We start from the raw sequence: 14,715 nt of genomic DNA, 5'->3' as shown, positions 1-14,715 counted from the left end.
GTGAGGCGTGAGGCGGACGGAAGATGGATCGCGCAAGGCTTGCTGGCGGCGCTGTTCCTGCTGTCCGCCGGCGGCTGCGGCTTCCATCTGCGCGGTTCGCACGGCGAGCTGGCGGCGCTGCCGCCCGTACTGGTGAGGGGCGACAGCGACGCGGCGGCGGAACTGACGCGCGCGCTGCGCAGCGGGGGCACGCCGGTGGTCGGGGACGCCTCCCAGGCCCGGCTCATCGTGACGATCATCGATGCCCGGCGCGACCGCCGCGCCTCCGCGGTGGGAACCACGGGAAGGGCGCAGGAATACGAGCTCAATTATGCCGTGCGCTTCCGCGTCGACGATCCCGCCGGGGTGAGCCTCGCGCCGGAGCAGTCCGTCGCCGTGCAGCGCAGCTATGCCTTCGACGGCACCGACGTCAACGCCAAGAGCAACGAGGAGGCCGATCTCTATCGTGACATGGAGTATGACGTCATGCGCCAGGTCCTGATGCGCCTGCAGGCGATCCGTCCGGATGCCCCGGGCCCGGTCGACGCCGGGGCGGCGCCGTGAAACTCAGGCCGGAACAACTGGACGGCCACCTCGCCGGCCGGCTGGCCCCGATCTACCTGATAAGCGGGGACGAGCCGCTGCTGCTGCAGGAGGCCGGCGACGCCATCCGCGCCGCGGCGCGCGCGCAGGGCTATGGCGAACGCGTGACATTCAGCGTCGAGCCCGGTTTCGACTGGGGCGAACTGGCGCAGACGGCGGCGGGGATGTCGCTGTTCGCGGCGCAGCGGCTCATCGAGCTGCGCATGCCGGGCGGCAAGCCCGGCGAGGCGGGCGCGCGGACGCTGGCCGAGTACGCCGAACGGCCGGTGGAGGGGAATCTGCTGTTGATCAGCCTGCCGCGCGCGGACAAGGCGACCCAGTCCGCCAAGTGGTTCGCCGCCCTGGAGCGCCGCGGCGTCCTGCTCCAGCTCTGGCCGCCCGCGCCTGCGCAGTTGCCCGGCTGGATTACCCAGCGCATGCGCGCGCGCGGCATGCAGCCGACGCCCGCGGCGGCGGCGGCGCTGGCGGGGCGCGTGGAGGGCAACCTCCTCGCCTGCATGCAGGAGATCGAAAAGATGCTGCTGCTGCGCGGGCCGGGGGCGGTCGACGAGGCGGACGTCATGGAAGCGGTGGCCGACAGCGCCCGGTACGACGTCTTCACCCTGGTCGACGGCGCGCTCGCCGGCGACGCCGCACGCTGCGCGCGCATCCTGCGCGGGCTGGAGGGGGAGGGAGTGGAGCCGGTGCTGGTCGGCTGGGCGCTGACGCGCGAGATCCGCCTGCTCGCCGCCCTGTCCCAGGGCCTGGCGCAGGGCAAAAAGGCCTTTGCGCTCTACCAGCAGCACCGGGTGTGGGAGAAGCGCCAGCCCCTGCTGGAGCAGGCGCTGAAGCGGCACGACCTGGCGCGCTGGCGCGCACTGCTGCGGTTCTGCGCGCGCCTCGACCGCGTGACCAAGGGGCAGGCCGCGGGCAATGTATGGGACGAATTGCTACAATTGTGCCTCCTTACGGCGGGAGTGCGGATCGAGGCGCTGGCGCAGCCGGCGATGCAGTGATGGATATCCAGGCATACATGATCGGGGTGGGGCAGCGCGCGCGCGGGGCGGCGCGTGCCATGGCGCGCGCCGGCACGGCGGAGAAGAACCGCGCGCTGGCGGAGATCGCGGCGGCCATCGACCGCGCGCGCGCCGAGATCAGGCGCGCCAACGCGGCCGACCTCGATGCGGGGCGCGCCGCCGGGCTGGACGCCGCGCTGCTCGACCGCCTGGCGCTCGACGACGCGCGCATCGACGCCATCGCCGACGGCCTGCGCCAGGTCATGGCGCTGGCGGATCCGATCGGCGAGATCAGCCACCTGGCCTACCGGCCGTCGGGGATCCAGGTCGGCCGCATGCGCGTCCCGCTGGGCGTGATCGGCATCATCTACGAGTCGCGCCCCAACGTCACCGCCGATGCCGCCGCGCTGTGCCTGAAGTCGGGCAACGCGGCGATTCTGCGCGGCGGCTCGGAGGCGCTGCACTCGAACCAGGCGCTCGCCGCCTGCATCCGTGCCGGCCTCGGCGCGGCGGGCCTGACGCAGGATGCGGTGCAGGTCGTCGAGGTCGCCGACCGCGCGGCGGTGGGCGAACTGCTGCGGATGAAGGACTATGTCGACATCATCGTCCCGCGCGGCGGGCAGGGGCTGATCGATCGCGTGATGCGCGAGTCGCTGGTCCCCGTGATCAAGCACCACCACGGCATCTGCCACGTCTACATCGACGACCGCGCCGACCTCGACAAGGCGGTCGCGGTGGCCTTCAACGCGAAGACCCAGCGCTACGGCACCTGCAATACCATGGAGACGCTGCTGGTGGCGCAGGGCGTCGCCGCGCAGGTGCTGCCGCCGCTCGCGCGCCTGTACCGGGACAAGGGCGTCGAGCTGCGCGGCTGCGGCGCCACGCGGGCGATCCTGCCCGGCATCGCCGCGGCGACGGAGGAGGACTGGACCACGGAATACCTGGCGCCGATCCTCGCGATCCGCGTCGTCGCCGGCCTGGACGAGGCGATGGACCATATCTTCCGCTACGGCTCCGGCCATACCGACGCCATCCTCACCGAGGACGTCGCGCGCGCGCGCCGCTTCCTGCGCGAGGTCGATTCGAGCTCGGTGATGGTGAATGCCTCCACCCGTTTCGCCGACGGTTACGAATACGGCCTCGGCGCCGAGATCGGCATCAGCACCGACAAGCTGCACGCGCGCGGCCCGGTCGGGCTCGAGGGACTGACCTCGCAGAAGTACGTCGTCCTCGGCGACGGGCACGTGCGGACGTAGGGCGACGATGATCGGCCCCTGCCAGGACTGAGTGACATATCTGCATGCCGACGCGGCGCCTCACCCCTCACGCCTTACGCCCCGCCCGATCCGCATGATCGGCATCCTCGGCGGCACCTTCGATCCGATTCACAGCGCGCATCTGCGCTGTGCCCTGGAGGTACAGCAGGCCCTGCGCCTGGCGGAGGTCCGCTTCGTTCCATGCCGCCAGCCGCCGCACCGCCCCGCCCCGGCGGCAGACCCCGCGCAACGGCTCGCGATGCTGCGCCTCGCGCTGGAGGGACAGGCCGGATTCACCATCGATGAACGTGAACTGCACCGTGCGGGCCCTTCCTATATGGTGGATACCCTGGATTCCCTGCGCCGCGAACTGCCCGCACAGCCCATGTGCCTGATCATCGGCCTCGACGCCTTCGTGCAGCTGCACACCTGGAACCGCTGGGAACGCCTGATCGAACTGGCCCATATCGCGGTGATGACCCGGCCCGGGCTGCGCGAGGCGCCGGGTGGCGAGGTGGCCGCGCTGCTGGAGCGGCGCCAGGTGGAGGATCCGCAGGCGCTGCACGATGCGCCGGCGGGCCGCATCGTCCTGTGCCCGGTCACCCGCCTGGAGATTTCCGCCACCCGGATCCGCGCGCTGGTGGCGCAGGGCATGAGCGCGCGTTACCTGGCACCCGATCGCGTGCTGGATTACATCCGGCAGGCGGGCCTGTACCGGGAACCACTGGCGGCGGAGGCGGAACGATGAAGCCCGAGGCACTGAAAAACCTCGTCGTGGCGGCGCTCGAGGATCTGAAGGCGGTCGATATCCGCGTCCTGAACGTCAGCGCGATGACCGGTGTCACCGATTTCATGATCATCGCGGGAGGCACCTCGTCGCGCCACGTGCGCTCCCTGGTGGATGCCGTGGCGGTCAGCGCGAAGGAACATGGCGTCACACCGCTCGGCATCGAGGGCGAGCAGTACGCCCAATGGGGGCTTGTCGACCTGGGCGACGTGGTCGTGCATGTCATGCTGCCGGAGGCGCGCGACTTCTACCAGCTGGAAAAGCTGTGGAGTTTCGACGTCCAGGAGAAGCGGATCTGAAGGTGGCGCGGCCAGGCTCCCGCGCCGGATAGTCGATGCGCATCCACTTTCTCGCGGTCGGTCAACGCGTTCCGGACTGGGTGGAACGGGGCTATCAGGATTTCGCGCGCCGGCTGCCCCCCGAATGCCGGCTGCACCTGACGGAGATCGCCGCCGCCCGGCGCACCAAGGGCGCGGATGCGGACCGTTTGCGCGGTACGGAAGGTGAGCGCCTGCTGGCGGCCCTGCCGCGCGGCGCCTATACCGTCGCGCTGGACGTGGGCGGCGCCGCATGGAGCACCGCGCAACTGGCGGCCCGCCTCGCCGCATGGATGCAGGGCGGGCGGGACGTGGCCCTGCTGGTCGGCGGTCCCGACGGCCTCGCGCCGGAATGCCTGCAGCGCGCCGATGCGCTCTGGTCGCTCTCCGCGCTGACCCTGCCGCACGCCCTGGTGCGCGTCATCGTCGCCGAACAGATCTATCGTGCGTGGACGCTTTATAAGGGGCATCCGTACCATAGGGCGTGACAGGTCAGACGTCAGGCGTGAGGCGTGAGGTGAGAAAAGAACACCAGCAACAGACCGAGGTCATGTCCTCGCATCGGGCGGATATGCCCGGGTTGTTCTCCGCATCATGTATCTATCACGCATCACTCCTCACGCCACACCCCTGACCACCCCATGATCGAGCCTGTTCTGCTAGCCTCCACCTCCCCCCGCCGCCGCGAACTGCTGGCGCAGATCGGCGTGCCCTTCGAGGTCGTTGCGGTGGAGGTCGACGAGGGGCTTCGTGCGGACGAGGCGCCGGAGGACTACGTGGTCCGGCTGGCGCTGGAGAAGGCGCGTGCCGGCGCGGCGGCGGCCGGGCGGCCGGATGCGCGGCTCGCACTCGGTGCCGACACCGTGGTCGTGCTGGACGGCGATGTCCTGCTGAAACCGTCCGGGCGCGCAGAGGCCCTGGCCATGCTCGCGCGCCTGTCCGGCCGCACCCACCGGGTACTGAGCGGCGTCGCCGTCGCGGGCCGCCGCGAGCTCACGCGCCTGAGTGAATCGCGGGTGACCTTCCGGACGATCGACGCGCGCGAACGCGAGGCCTACTGGGAGACCGGCGAGCCGGCGGACAAGGCCGGCGCCTACGCCATCCAGGGCGTCGGCGCGGTGTTCGTCACCCGCCTGGAGGGGAGCTACAGCGGGGTGGTCGGGCTGCCCCTGGGCGAGACGGCCGAGATGCTCGCGCTGTGCGGCGTGGACATCTGTCGCCTGCGGGCGGGATGAGGCGTCGCCCGGTCCGCGCCGCGCGGAACCCGGGACGGCGGCGTGTGTCATAATCGGGGCGTCCGTCCGTCCGATTCCGAGCCAAGCCGAGCAAGGTCCACAGCGTGAGCGACGAAGTCCTGGTCAATGTGACGCCGCGTGAAACCCGTGTCGCGATCGTCGAGAACGGGCTGCTGCAGGAGGTGCACGTCGAGCGGGCCAGCAAGCGCGGGCTGGTCGGCAACATCTATCGCGGCGAGGTCAGCCGCATCCTGCCCGGGATGCAGGCCGCGTTTGTGGACATCGGCCTCGAGCGCACCGCGTTCCTGCACGCTGCGGACATCCAGTCCGAGGGGGAGGCCGGCGAGGAAGGCGCGGCGCGCAAGCCCCCGGAGAACATCGCCAGCCTGCTGCATGAAGGACAGCGGGTGCTGGTGCAGGTGATCAAGGATCCGCTCGGCACCAAGGGCGCGCGCCTGACCATGCATATCACCATCCCCTCGCGCTACCTGGTGTACGTGCCCGACATGAACGGCGTCGGCGTTTCCCAGAAGATCGAGCGCGAGGAGGAGCGCGCCCGCCTGCGCGACCTGCTGCTCGAACTGCGCGGCGAGGGCGCCCGCGGCGGATACATCGTGCGCACCGCGGCGGAGGGGGCGGCGCGGGGCGAGCTCCTGGAGGACATGGATTTCCTCGCCAAGCTGTGGGCGTCGATCGGCCAGCGCACGCTGGAGCACGGGGAGGGCGGGCTGGTGTACCAGGCCCTGCCGCTGGTGATGCGCATCCTGCGCGACTGCCCCGGCAACCGCATCGAGACCGTGCGCGTCGATTCGCGCGAGACCTGTCAGGCGGTGCTCGAGTTCGCGCGCAATTTCATCCCCGAACTGGTGGCGCGCATCGAGCATTATCCCGGGCAGCGCCCGATCTTCGACCTCTACTCGGTCGAGGACGAGATCCTGAAGGCGCTCAGGCGCAAGGTGCAGCTCAAGTCGGGCGGCTACCTGATCATCGACCAGACCGAGTCGATGACCACCATCGACGTCAACACCGGCGCCTTCGTCGGGCACCGCAATCTCGAGGAGACCATCTTCAAGACCAACCTCGAGGCTGCGCAGGCGATCGCGCGCCAGCTGCGCCTGCGCAACCTCGGCGGCATCATCATCATCGATTTCATCGACATGGTCGCCGAGGATCACAAGCGCCAGGTACTGCGCGCGCTCGAGAAGGCGATGGAATCGGACCGCGCGAAGCGCTACATCTCCGAGGTGTCGCCGCTCGGCCTGGTGGAGATGACGCGCGAGCGCACCCGCGAGAGCCTGGAGCACGTGCTGTGCGAACCCTGCCCGGCGTGCGAAGGCCGCGGGCTGATCAAGACGCGCGAGACCGTGTGCTACGAGATCTTTCGCGAGATCCTGCGCGAATCGCGCCAGTTCGAGGCCAAACAGTTCCTGGTGCTGGCCTCCCAGGGCGTGGCGGACATGCTGCTGGACGAGGAATCGACCAGCCTGGCCGAGCTCGAGGCGTTCATCGGCAAATCGATCAAGCTGCAGGTCGAGTCGCTGTACACCCAGGAGCAGTTCGACGTAGTCATGCTGTGAGGCGGTCCTTCGTCATGCATTGCCTCCGTAATCCCGCACGCGGTGAGACCCCTTGATCCGCCTTCTGTACAGCAGGCTGTGGTTGTTCGGCGCGGGGCTGGTCATCCTGCTCGCCGTGCTGCTGTCCGTCGCGCGCCTGCTGGCGCCCTACGCATCCGACTACCACGGAGACATCGAGCGGAAGGTCGGGGAACTGATCGGCCAGCGCGTGGAGATCGGCGCCGTCAGCGCCGCCTGGCGCGGATTCGGGCCACGCCTGCAGATGACCGACATCCGTCTGTACGAGACGGAAAACGGCCGCGAGCTGGTGCGCTTCGCCCGCGGCGAGCTCGGCGTCGACCTGCTGCGCTCGCTGCTGCGGGGCGGCTGGTTTGTCGACCGGCTCACCGTGTCCGGGGTGAATCTGACAGTGATCCGCGCCGAGGACGGCGGCCTCACCGTCGCGGGGATCGGCGTGCCGGTCGTGCCGCCGGATGCGCCCGCGGGAGGCTCCGACCCGCTGCTGGCCTGGCTGCTCGCGCAAGGCCGCCTCGCGGTGGACGATGCCGAGGTGACCTGGATCGACCGGCTCGGGCCGCAGCCGGCGGAGCTCCGCTTCAGCGGGGTGAGCCTGGAGATGCGTAACGCCGGCGCGCGCCACCAGCTCACCGGATCGGCCTTCCTGCCCAGGCTGATCGGGCAGCGCTTCTCCTTCGCGATCGACGTGCGCGGTGCCCTGCTCGGGTTGCAGGACTGGGACGCGCGCGTCTATCTCGACGGCGTCGGCCTGCGCCTGGCCGAACTGCTGCAGGACGCCAGCGTCGCCGGCGTGAAGCTGCTGCACGGCGATGCCGGGGTCCGCCTGTGGGGGGAATGGGAACGCGGCCGCATGACGCGGCTGGAGGGCGAAGTCTCCGCCTACGATATCGTACTGGCCGGCGCGCGCGGGGACGCCCGGCGCATGGAGATCGAAGCGGTCGGCGGCCGTTTCGCCTGGCGCCGGCAGGCGGACGGGTGGCGCGCCGATGTCAACGATTTCACGCTCACCCGCGCCGGCCGGTCGTGGCCCGCGGACGCGATCGGCCTGCAGTACCTCGGCGCCGGGGCCGGGAGGCCGGCCAGCCTGCGCCTGCACGCCGGGTATCTCGAGCTGGGCGATGCGGCCGAATTGATCGCGGCGAGCGACCTGCCCTCGCCGCGACAGTCGGAACTGCTGGCAGGGCTCGATCCGCGCGGCCGCCTGCGCGATCTCGATCTCGTGCTCGACATCGGGGCGGGCGCCGGGCCTGCACTGGTGCGGGCGGGCTTCGAGGACCTGACCACCTCGCCCTGGGAGCGCGTGCCCGGCGTGGCGGGCATCGACGGCCGCCTCGCGGCCGACGCACGCGGCGGGCGCATCGAGCTGGACACCGCCGCGGCCGAGGTGACGTTCCCGCGCCTGTTCCGCGCCCCGCTGCCGGTGGATGCGCTGCAGGGCGGGTTGGTCTGGGAGCGTGACGACGCCGGCGGCTGGCGCGTGTCCGCGCCGCAACTGGCCCTGCGCAACCAGGACCTGGAGATGCAGGTGTGGGGGGGCTTCGAGGCGCCCGGCGATGGTGCGGCGCCGACCCTTGCCGTGTTCGGCAGCTTCCGGGCGGAAGCGGCGGAACACACCTCGCGCTACCTGCCGGTGGGCGTGATGCCGCCGGGCACGGTGCGCTGGCTGGACCGCGCGATCGCGGGCGGATCGGTGCCGCGCGGGACGCTGCTGTTTTATGGTCCGCCCGCGTCGTTTCCGTTCGATCACGGGGATGGCAGGTTCCACATCGACTTCGATGTGCGCGGGGGGACGCTCGACTACGCCGTCGACTGGCCGCCGCTCGACCAGATCGAGGCGAACGTGGTCTTCGACGGCCGCCGCATGGAGATCCTTGCCGCCGACGGGCGCAGTCTCGCCTCCACGGTGACGGAGGCCGTGATCAGTATCGAAGACATGAACGGGCACCCCGCCGTGCTCGAGGTGGACGGCAGGATCCAGGGGCCGATGCACGATGTGCTGCGCTACCTGGGCGAGAGCCCGCTGCGGAAACGCTTCGGGCCGTATGTCGCGGGTGTGGCGGCGCAGGGCGACAGCCGGCTCCACCTCAAGCTCACCGTCCCGCTCAACGACGCGTCCGCGACGCGCGTGGACGGCCGCCTGAGCCTCGACGGCAGCCGCCTGGCGACCGCCGGCGGGGGATTCGACATGACGAACATCCGCGGCGAACTGCAGTTCACCGAGGCCGGGCTGCACGCGCGGGACATCGAGGCGGAGATCCTCGGTCTGCCGGCCACCGTCGATGTCCGGACGGAAGAGGCCGTGGACGGCATGGCGACGCGAGTGAGCGCGGCGGGCCGGGCCGACGCCGCCGCGCTCGCGCGCTGGTCGCGCGCGCCGGCGCTCGCCCGCATCCGCGGCGCCTTGCCCTGGGTCGCGGAGCTGCGCATCCCCGGGCGCGACGAGGCGGACGCCCTGCCCGCATTATCGATCGCCGTCGATCTCACCGAGGCGGACCTGGATTTTCCGCCGCCGCTGGGCAAGCCGCAGGGCGAGCCGCTCGCCCTTCTGATCGACGCCGCGGTGCCGCACGCCGGAGAACGCCCGGTGCGGATGCGGCTGGGTGACCGCCTGTCCGGCGTGCTCGAAGTGGACGACGACCTGCGACTGCGCCGCGGCGAGCTGCGCGTCGGCGGCGGCGAGGCGGTCCTGCCGGAGGGCGAGGGCCTGCGCATCGCGGGGCGGGTCGAACGGCTGTCGTATGCGGAATGGGCGGACGCATTCGCCGCCGGCCCGGCGGCTGAGGGCGCGGCCGCCGACGGGCAGCCGCGCATCGGCAGCTTCGATCTGTCCGCCGGCGAGGCGGAGTTCTACGGCCGCGCCTACCACCAGGCGCGCATCGCGGCGGCGCGCAAGCCGCCCGGCTGGGAGCTCCAGGTGTCCAGCGACGAGCTGCAGGGCCAGATCGTCGTCCCGACGGATCCGCGGCTGCCATGGACCATGGATCTCGATCGGCTGCACCTGGCGGCGCCCGCCGCGGAGGCGGAAGCGGAGGGCGCGCCCGCGCGCGCGCCGGACCCGCGCCAGCTTCCGGCGGTGCGGATCCGGAGCCGCGATTTCAAATACGACGATATCGCGTTCGACAGCATGGACCTCACCGCCTCGCGCCAGGAGGCCGGCCTGCACCTCGACCGGATGCTGCTCTCCTCCCGGCACATGCGCATCGAGGCCAAGGGAGACTGGACGGTGGCCGGCGAGGACCAGAGCTCGGCGTTCACCATCGAGTTCGACAGCGGCGATTTCGGCGCGGCGCTCGCCCGCCTGGGATATGCCGATACCATCGACGAGGGCAAGGGTCATTTCGACATCAATGCGCGCTGGGACGGCCCGCCCACCGCCTTCGCGCTGGAAAAGCTGGACGGCTCGATGCGCATGACCGTCGAGGACGGCCGCCTGCTCGACGTCGAGCCGGGCGCGGGGCGCATCTTCGGCCTGCTCAGCCTGCAGTACCTGCCGCGCCGGCTGAGCCTCGATTTCAGCGACTTTTTCCGCAAGGGATTCAGTTTCGACCGCATCCGGGGAAACTTCATGGTCAAGGACGGCCGCGCGCAGACGCAGGATCTCACCATGGACGGGCCGGCGGCGAAGATCGCGGTCGACGGCGGCATCGACCTCGCCGGGAGGACCTACGACCAGACCGTGGTGGTGACGCCGAGCGTCACCTCGGGGCTGCCGGTCGCCGGCGCCGTCGCCGGCGGCGTGGGGGTCGGCGCCGTGATCCTGCTGATGGAAAGGATGCTCAAGCCGAACATCGAGCGGCTCACGCGGATCACCTACCGCGTCACCGGGAGCTGGAGCGATCCGGTGATCGAACGCCTGCAGGATGCGGAGCGCTCCGATAACAGGTAATATTTGCGCGCCGGAGTGTTCCCCCGGCGTCCGAATCACCAGAGAGAAGACGGGATGCACAGTCGAGTCGCTGCGGTACAGATGGCCTCGGGGCCGAGCGTCACCACCAACCTGATGGAGGCCGGGCGCCTGCTCGCGCGTGCCGCCGCCGCCGGCGCCGAGCTGGTGGTGCTGCCGGAGAATTTCGCGCTGATGGGCATGACCGAGCGCGACAAGGTGCAGGCGCGCGAGGCGGAGGGGAGCGGGCCGATCCAGGATTTTCTCGCCGCGCAGGCGCGTGAACACGGGATCTGGATCGTCGGCGGCACGCTGCCGCTCGCGGCCGCGGCGTCCGACAAGGTGTACGCCTCCTGCCTGTTGTTCGACGCGGGCGGGAACCGGGTGGCGCGCTACGACAAGGTGCACCTGTTCGACGTCATGCTCGAACAGAGCGGCGAGCGCTACGCCGAGTCGCAGACCATCGTGCCCGGCGACCGGGTGGTGGTGGCGGATACGCCGTTCGGCCGCCTCGGTCTCGCGGTATGCTACGACCTGCGCTTTCCCGAGCTGTTCCGGCGCATGTCGGATCAGAAGGTGGAGATCATCGCCCTGCCGTCCGCCTTCACCGCGCTGACCGGCAAGGCGCACTGGGAATCGCTGGTGCGCGTGCGCGCGATCGAGAACCAGTGCTACATGATCGCGGCCGCGCAGGGGGGCTATCACCTCAGCGGGCGCGAGACCTACGGCGACAGCATGATCGTGGACCCGTGGGGCGCGGTGCTCGAGCGCCTGCCGCGCGGCGCCGGCGTGATCAGCGCCGACATCGATCTCACCTACCTCGCGCGGATCCGCCGCAATTTTCCCGCCCTGCAGCACCGGCGCCGGGAAATCGCCGCTGGCATGCCGGGCGAGCCGGGTCGATAATAGCCCGATGCGGCGGTTTCCTTCATGGCGATGACCGGCGGCGCGGATAACCTGGTCAGCGTGCGCAATCTGGTGTTCCGGTTCGGGCGGCGCGTGATCTTCGACGACGTCGACATCGACATCCGGCGCGGCGCGGTCACCGCCATCATGGGGCCGAGCGGCACCGGCAAGACCACGCTGCTGCGCCTGATCGGAGGCCAGCTGCGCCCCGACTCCGGCAGCGTCAGTGTGGACGGGGCCGAGGTGCCGACACTGCGCCGCAAGGCGCTGTTCGAGCTGCGCAAACGCATGGGCATGATGTTCCAGACCGGCGCCCTGTTCACCTCGCTCAGCGTGTTCAACAATGTTGCGTTTCCGCTCCGCGAGCACACCCGTCTGCCGGAGTCGCTCATCCGCGACCTGGTCCTGCTCAAGCTGCAGGCGGTGGGCCTGCGCGGGGCGCGCGACCTGATGCCCTCCGAGCTGTCCGGCGGCATGGCCCGCCGCGTCGCGCTGGCGCGCGCCATCGCGCTCGACCCGATGATGATCATGTACGACGAGCCCTTTACCGGCCAGGATCCCATCACCGTGGGCGTCATCATGAAGCTGATCCGCATGATCAACGACAGCCTCGGCATGACCAGCATCATCGTGTCGCACGATGTGCAGGAGGTCTCCGCCATCTCCGACTACATCTACATGATCTCGAACGGCAAGGTGATCGGCCAGGGTTCGCCGGCCGAGCTCGGGCGCTCCGACTCGCCCTGGGTCAGGCAGTTCCTCGATGCCCAGCCGGACGGCCCGGTGCCGTTCCATTACCCGGCCGCGGACCTGGCGCAGGATCTGCTCGATGCGTGAGGCACGGGCACGGCGGCGGGACGGGGGTCCGCGCGCATGATCCATCTCCTGCAGCACCTCGGGCGCAGCGGGCTCGGCTTCTTCGAACGCCTGGGGCGCGCGAACCTGTTCGTGCTGCGCGTCATCGCCGGCATCCCGGCCCTGGCCGCCCATCCCGGCCTGGTGATCGCCCAGCTCCACTCGGTGGGGGTGCTGTCGCTGGTCATCATCGTGGTGTCCGGCCTTAACGTCGGCATGGTGCTGGGGCTGCAGACGTACAATACCCTGGTGGATTTCGGGGCCGAATCCACGCTCGGACCGGTAGTGGCCCTGTCGCTGCTGCGCGAGCTCGGACCGGTGGTGGCGGCGCTGCTGTTCGCCGGGCGGGCCGGCTCGGCCCTGACGGCGGAGATCGGGCTGATGAAGGCGACCGAGCAGCTCTCCGGCATGGAGATGATGGCGGTGGATCCGATCCGGCGCATTGTCGCCCCGCGCTTCCTTGCCGGTATCATATCCATGCCCCTGCTCGCGACGATCTTCAGCGCCGTCGGAATCCTGGGCGGATATTTCGTCGGCGTGGGTCTGCTCGGCGTCGACGACGGGGCCTTCTGGTCCCAGATGCAGTCCAAGGTCGACTGGCGCGAGGACGTGATCAACGGCATCATCAAGAGCGTCGCCTTCGGCGTGGTGGTGACCTGGATCGCGGTGTTCGAGGGCTATGACGCCGTTCCGACGACGGAGGGCGTCAGCCGCGCCACCACGCGCACCGTGGTGTACGCTTCGCTGGCCGTGCTCGGGCTGGATTTCGTGTTGACCGCGCTGATGTTCGGGGACGTTTGATATGACAAATGGAAAGATGGTCGAGATAATGGTGGGGCTGTTCGTCGCGGCGGGAATCGCCGCGCTGTTCATGCTCGCGATGAAGGTCAGCAATCTGAGCGCATTCAGCGTGAAGGACGGCTACAGCCTGACGGCGCGCTTCGACAACATCGGGGGACTCAAGGTACAGTCGCCGGTGAGCGCCAGCGGGGTCAGGGTCGGCCGCGTGGTGGCGATCGATTACGATCAGGACAGCTACGAGGCGGAGGTCAGCATGATGATCGACCCGCGGTATAACCGCCTGCCGACGGACACCTCCGCCGGCATATACACCTCCGGGCTGCTCGGTGAACAGTACATCAGCCTGGAACCGGGCGGCGCAGAGAGCTTCCTCAAGGACGGCGACCGCCTGAGCCTGACCCAGTCGGCGCTGGTGCTGGAGCAGAGCATAGGCCAGTACCTGTTCAGCCAGGCCGCGGACGGCGCGGAACAGCAATAGCCATGTCAATGTTCGGGATTTCGCGCACACTCGTGCTCCGGCGCGGCCTGGGGGGGGTGCTGCTCGCGCTCGTGCTGGGCACCGCCCCGGCGCGCGCCGGCGTCGTCGAGGGCGGCGCCCAGGAGCTGGTACGCGCCACCTCGACCGAGGTGCAGAAGATCCTGCAGCAGCGCCACGCCGAGCTGGAACGGAAGCCGGGGCTGATCTACGGGGTGGTCGAGGAATACATCCTCCCCCATTTCGATTTCGAGCGCATGTCGCAGCTGGTGCTGGGCAAGAGCTGGCGCACCGCCACACCGGAGGAGCGGACCCAGTTCATCGAGGAATTCCGACTGCTGCTGGTGCGCACCTACGCCACGGCGATGCTCAAGTACTCCGACCAGAAGATCAGCTATCTGCCGGATCGCGGCAAGGGCGGCGAGGATGAGGCGGTCGTCCAGACCGAGGTCGAACAGGCCGGCGGACCACCGATCCCGATCGATTACCGCCTGTACCGCAAGGGCGATGCCTGGAAGGTATTCGACGTGAAGATAGACAGCGTCAGCCTGGTGGTGAATTACCGCGGCACCTTCGCCAGCGAGATCCGCAGCGGAGGCGGCGTAGGAGCTCTGATCCAGAAGCTGCGCGAGCGCAACCGGCAGGCGGCGGATGAGTGATGTCCGCGCCGATCCCGGCGACCCGTCCGCGCTGAGCGTGAGCGGTGAGCTCAGCTTCGCCACCGTGCCCGCGCTGCTCGAGCGGGGCGCCGCGCTGCTTGCCGCGGGCGGCGGCCGTATCCGGCTCGACCTGGGCGGTGTGACCCGGGCGGACAGCGCCGGTCTGGCGCTGCTGGTCGAATGGCTGCGTCTCGCACGCAGCCGCCGTGCGAGCCTCGAGATCATGAACATGCCGGAGCAACTGCGGGCGATCGCCCGCGTGTGCGGGCTCGACGGCATCCTTCCCCCGGGCGGAACGCAAGGCGAGACCTGAGCCCGGAACGGCGGACGGCGCACGCGCCGTCGTACTTTCAACTTGCAGGCTTTTAC

General features: G+C 70.0%; 15 protein-coding genes. All 15 read left to right on the top strand.

The features are described 5' to 3' along the window. The 15 genes from IPK65_01475 to IPK65_01405 all read left to right on the top strand — a co-directional run bounded on the left by IPK65_01475 (nucleotide 1) and on the right by IPK65_01405 (nucleotide 14,659). Nucleotides 1-543 carry a hypothetical protein gene (locus IPK65_01475; protein ID MBK8161852.1) on the top strand — a complete coding sequence of 181 codons (543 nt, stop codon included), beginning with the start codon at nucleotides 1-3 and terminating at the stop codon, nucleotides 541-543. Beyond that, the gene (locus tag IPK65_01470) at nucleotides 540-1,577 is read left to right on the top strand and encodes a DNA polymerase III subunit delta (protein ID MBK8161851.1); all 1,038 of its coding nucleotides are present in this window, start codon (nucleotides 540-542) and stop codon (nucleotides 1,575-1,577) included. The genes IPK65_01475 and IPK65_01470 overlap by 4 nt, the downstream gene beginning before the upstream one ends. Beyond that, entirely contained in the window at nucleotides 1,577-2,833 is a 1,257-nt protein-coding gene (locus IPK65_01465) for a glutamate-5-semialdehyde dehydrogenase (protein ID MBK8161850.1), read from the top strand. The genes IPK65_01470 and IPK65_01465 overlap by 1 nt, the downstream gene beginning before the upstream one ends. Nucleotides 2,834-2,927: 94 nt before the next feature. Next, complete coding sequence (gene nadD, locus IPK65_01460) at nucleotides 2,928-3,581, top strand: nicotinate-nucleotide adenylyltransferase (protein MBK8161849.1); 654 nt, start codon at nucleotides 2,928-2,930, stop codon at nucleotides 3,579-3,581. Beyond that, on the top strand, nucleotides 3,578-3,919 hold the full coding sequence (gene rsfS / locus IPK65_01455; protein ID MBK8161848.1) for a ribosome silencing factor: 342 nt from the start codon (nucleotides 3,578-3,580) through the stop codon (nucleotides 3,917-3,919). Before nadD ends, rsfS begins: the two co-directional genes overlap by 4 nt. A 35-nt stretch (nucleotides 3,920-3,954) precedes the next feature. Then, entirely contained in the window at nucleotides 3,955-4,425 is a 471-nt protein-coding gene (gene rlmH / locus IPK65_01450; GenBank protein MBK8161847.1) for a 23S rRNA (pseudouridine(1915)-N(3))-methyltransferase RlmH, read from the top strand. A 153-nt stretch (nucleotides 4,426-4,578) separates the two neighbouring features. Then, on the top strand, nucleotides 4,579-5,172 hold the full coding sequence (maf, locus tag IPK65_01445) for a septum formation inhibitor Maf (GenBank protein MBK8161846.1): 594 nt from the start codon (nucleotides 4,579-4,581) through the stop codon (nucleotides 5,170-5,172). Between the two features lie 104 nt (nucleotides 5,173-5,276). Continuing rightward, entirely contained in the window at nucleotides 5,277-6,749 is a 1,473-nt protein-coding gene (gene rng / locus IPK65_01440) for a ribonuclease G (GenBank protein MBK8161845.1), read from the top strand. A 52-nt stretch (nucleotides 6,750-6,801) separates the two neighbouring features. Next, complete coding sequence (locus IPK65_01435; protein ID MBK8161844.1) at nucleotides 6,802-10,653, top strand: TIGR02099 family protein; 3,852 nt, start codon at nucleotides 6,802-6,804, stop codon at nucleotides 10,651-10,653. 54 nt (nucleotides 10,654-10,707) lie between these two features. Next, nucleotides 10,708-11,556 (top strand): carbon-nitrogen hydrolase family protein, encoded by an 849-nt coding sequence (locus IPK65_01430; GenBank protein MBK8161843.1) that lies wholly within the window; start codon nucleotides 10,708-10,710, stop codon nucleotides 11,554-11,556. 30 nt (nucleotides 11,557-11,586) lie between these two features. After that, nucleotides 11,587-12,393 carry an ABC transporter ATP-binding protein gene (locus IPK65_01425; protein ID MBK8161842.1) on the top strand — a complete coding sequence of 269 codons (807 nt, stop codon included), beginning with the start codon at nucleotides 11,587-11,589 and terminating at the stop codon, nucleotides 12,391-12,393. Between the two features lie 36 nt (nucleotides 12,394-12,429). Then, nucleotides 12,430-13,212: a lipid asymmetry maintenance ABC transporter permease subunit MlaE gene (mlaE, locus tag IPK65_01420; GenBank protein MBK8161841.1), complete on the top strand. Its 783-nt coding sequence runs from the start codon at nucleotides 12,430-12,432 to the stop codon at nucleotides 13,210-13,212. Nucleotide 13,213: 1 nt separating this feature from the next. Then, entirely contained in the window at nucleotides 13,214-13,690 is a 477-nt protein-coding gene (mlaD, locus tag IPK65_01415; GenBank protein MBK8161840.1) for an outer membrane lipid asymmetry maintenance protein MlaD, read from the top strand. Between the two features lie 8 nt (nucleotides 13,691-13,698). Continuing rightward, nucleotides 13,699-14,346, top strand: coding sequence for an ABC transporter substrate-binding protein (locus tag IPK65_01410; GenBank protein ID MBK8161839.1), 648 nt, complete (start codon nucleotides 13,699-13,701; stop codon nucleotides 14,344-14,346). Further along, nucleotides 14,339-14,659: an STAS domain-containing protein gene (locus IPK65_01405; protein MBK8161838.1), complete on the top strand. Its 321-nt coding sequence runs from the start codon at nucleotides 14,339-14,341 to the stop codon at nucleotides 14,657-14,659. The genes IPK65_01410 and IPK65_01405 overlap by 8 nt, the downstream gene beginning before the upstream one ends. Nucleotides 14,660-14,715: the final 56 nt, after the last annotated feature.

The organism is Gammaproteobacteria bacterium (assembly GCA_016712635.1).
Classification (GTDB): domain Bacteria; phylum Pseudomonadota; class Gammaproteobacteria; order SZUA-140; family SZUA-140; genus JADJWH01.
The sequence above is the reverse complement of the archived record's forward strand: the minus strand, read 5'-3'. Positions and strand labels throughout refer to the sequence as shown.

Coding starts and splice junctions, on each gene's coding strand:
- nadD (MBK8161849.1), top strand. CDS start 2,928: ATGATCGGCATCCTCGGCGGCACCTTCGATCCGATTCACAGCGCGCAT.
- mlaD (MBK8161840.1), top strand. CDS start 13,214: ATGACAAATGGAAAGATGGTCGAGATAATGGTGGGGCTGTTCGTCGCG.
- mlaE (MBK8161841.1), top strand. CDS start 12,430: ATGATCCATCTCCTGCAGCACCTCGGGCGCAGCGGGCTCGGCTTCTTC.
- IPK65_01430 (MBK8161843.1), top strand. CDS start 10,708: ATGCACAGTCGAGTCGCTGCGGTACAGATGGCCTCGGGGCCGAGCGTC.
- IPK65_01410 (MBK8161839.1), top strand. CDS start 13,699: ATGTTCGGGATTTCGCGCACACTCGTGCTCCGGCGCGGCCTGGGGGGG.
- IPK65_01465 (MBK8161850.1), top strand. CDS start 1,577: ATGGATATCCAGGCATACATGATCGGGGTGGGGCAGCGCGCGCGCGGG.
- rsfS (MBK8161848.1), top strand. CDS start 3,578: ATGAAGCCCGAGGCACTGAAAAACCTCGTCGTGGCGGCGCTCGAGGAT.
- maf (MBK8161846.1), top strand. CDS start 4,579: ATGATCGAGCCTGTTCTGCTAGCCTCCACCTCCCCCCGCCGCCGCGAA.
- IPK65_01425 (MBK8161842.1), top strand. CDS start 11,587: ATGACCGGCGGCGCGGATAACCTGGTCAGCGTGCGCAATCTGGTGTTC.
- IPK65_01405 (MBK8161838.1), top strand. CDS start 14,339: ATGAGTGATGTCCGCGCCGATCCCGGCGACCCGTCCGCGCTGAGCGTG.
- rlmH (MBK8161847.1), top strand. CDS start 3,955: ATGCGCATCCACTTTCTCGCGGTCGGTCAACGCGTTCCGGACTGGGTG.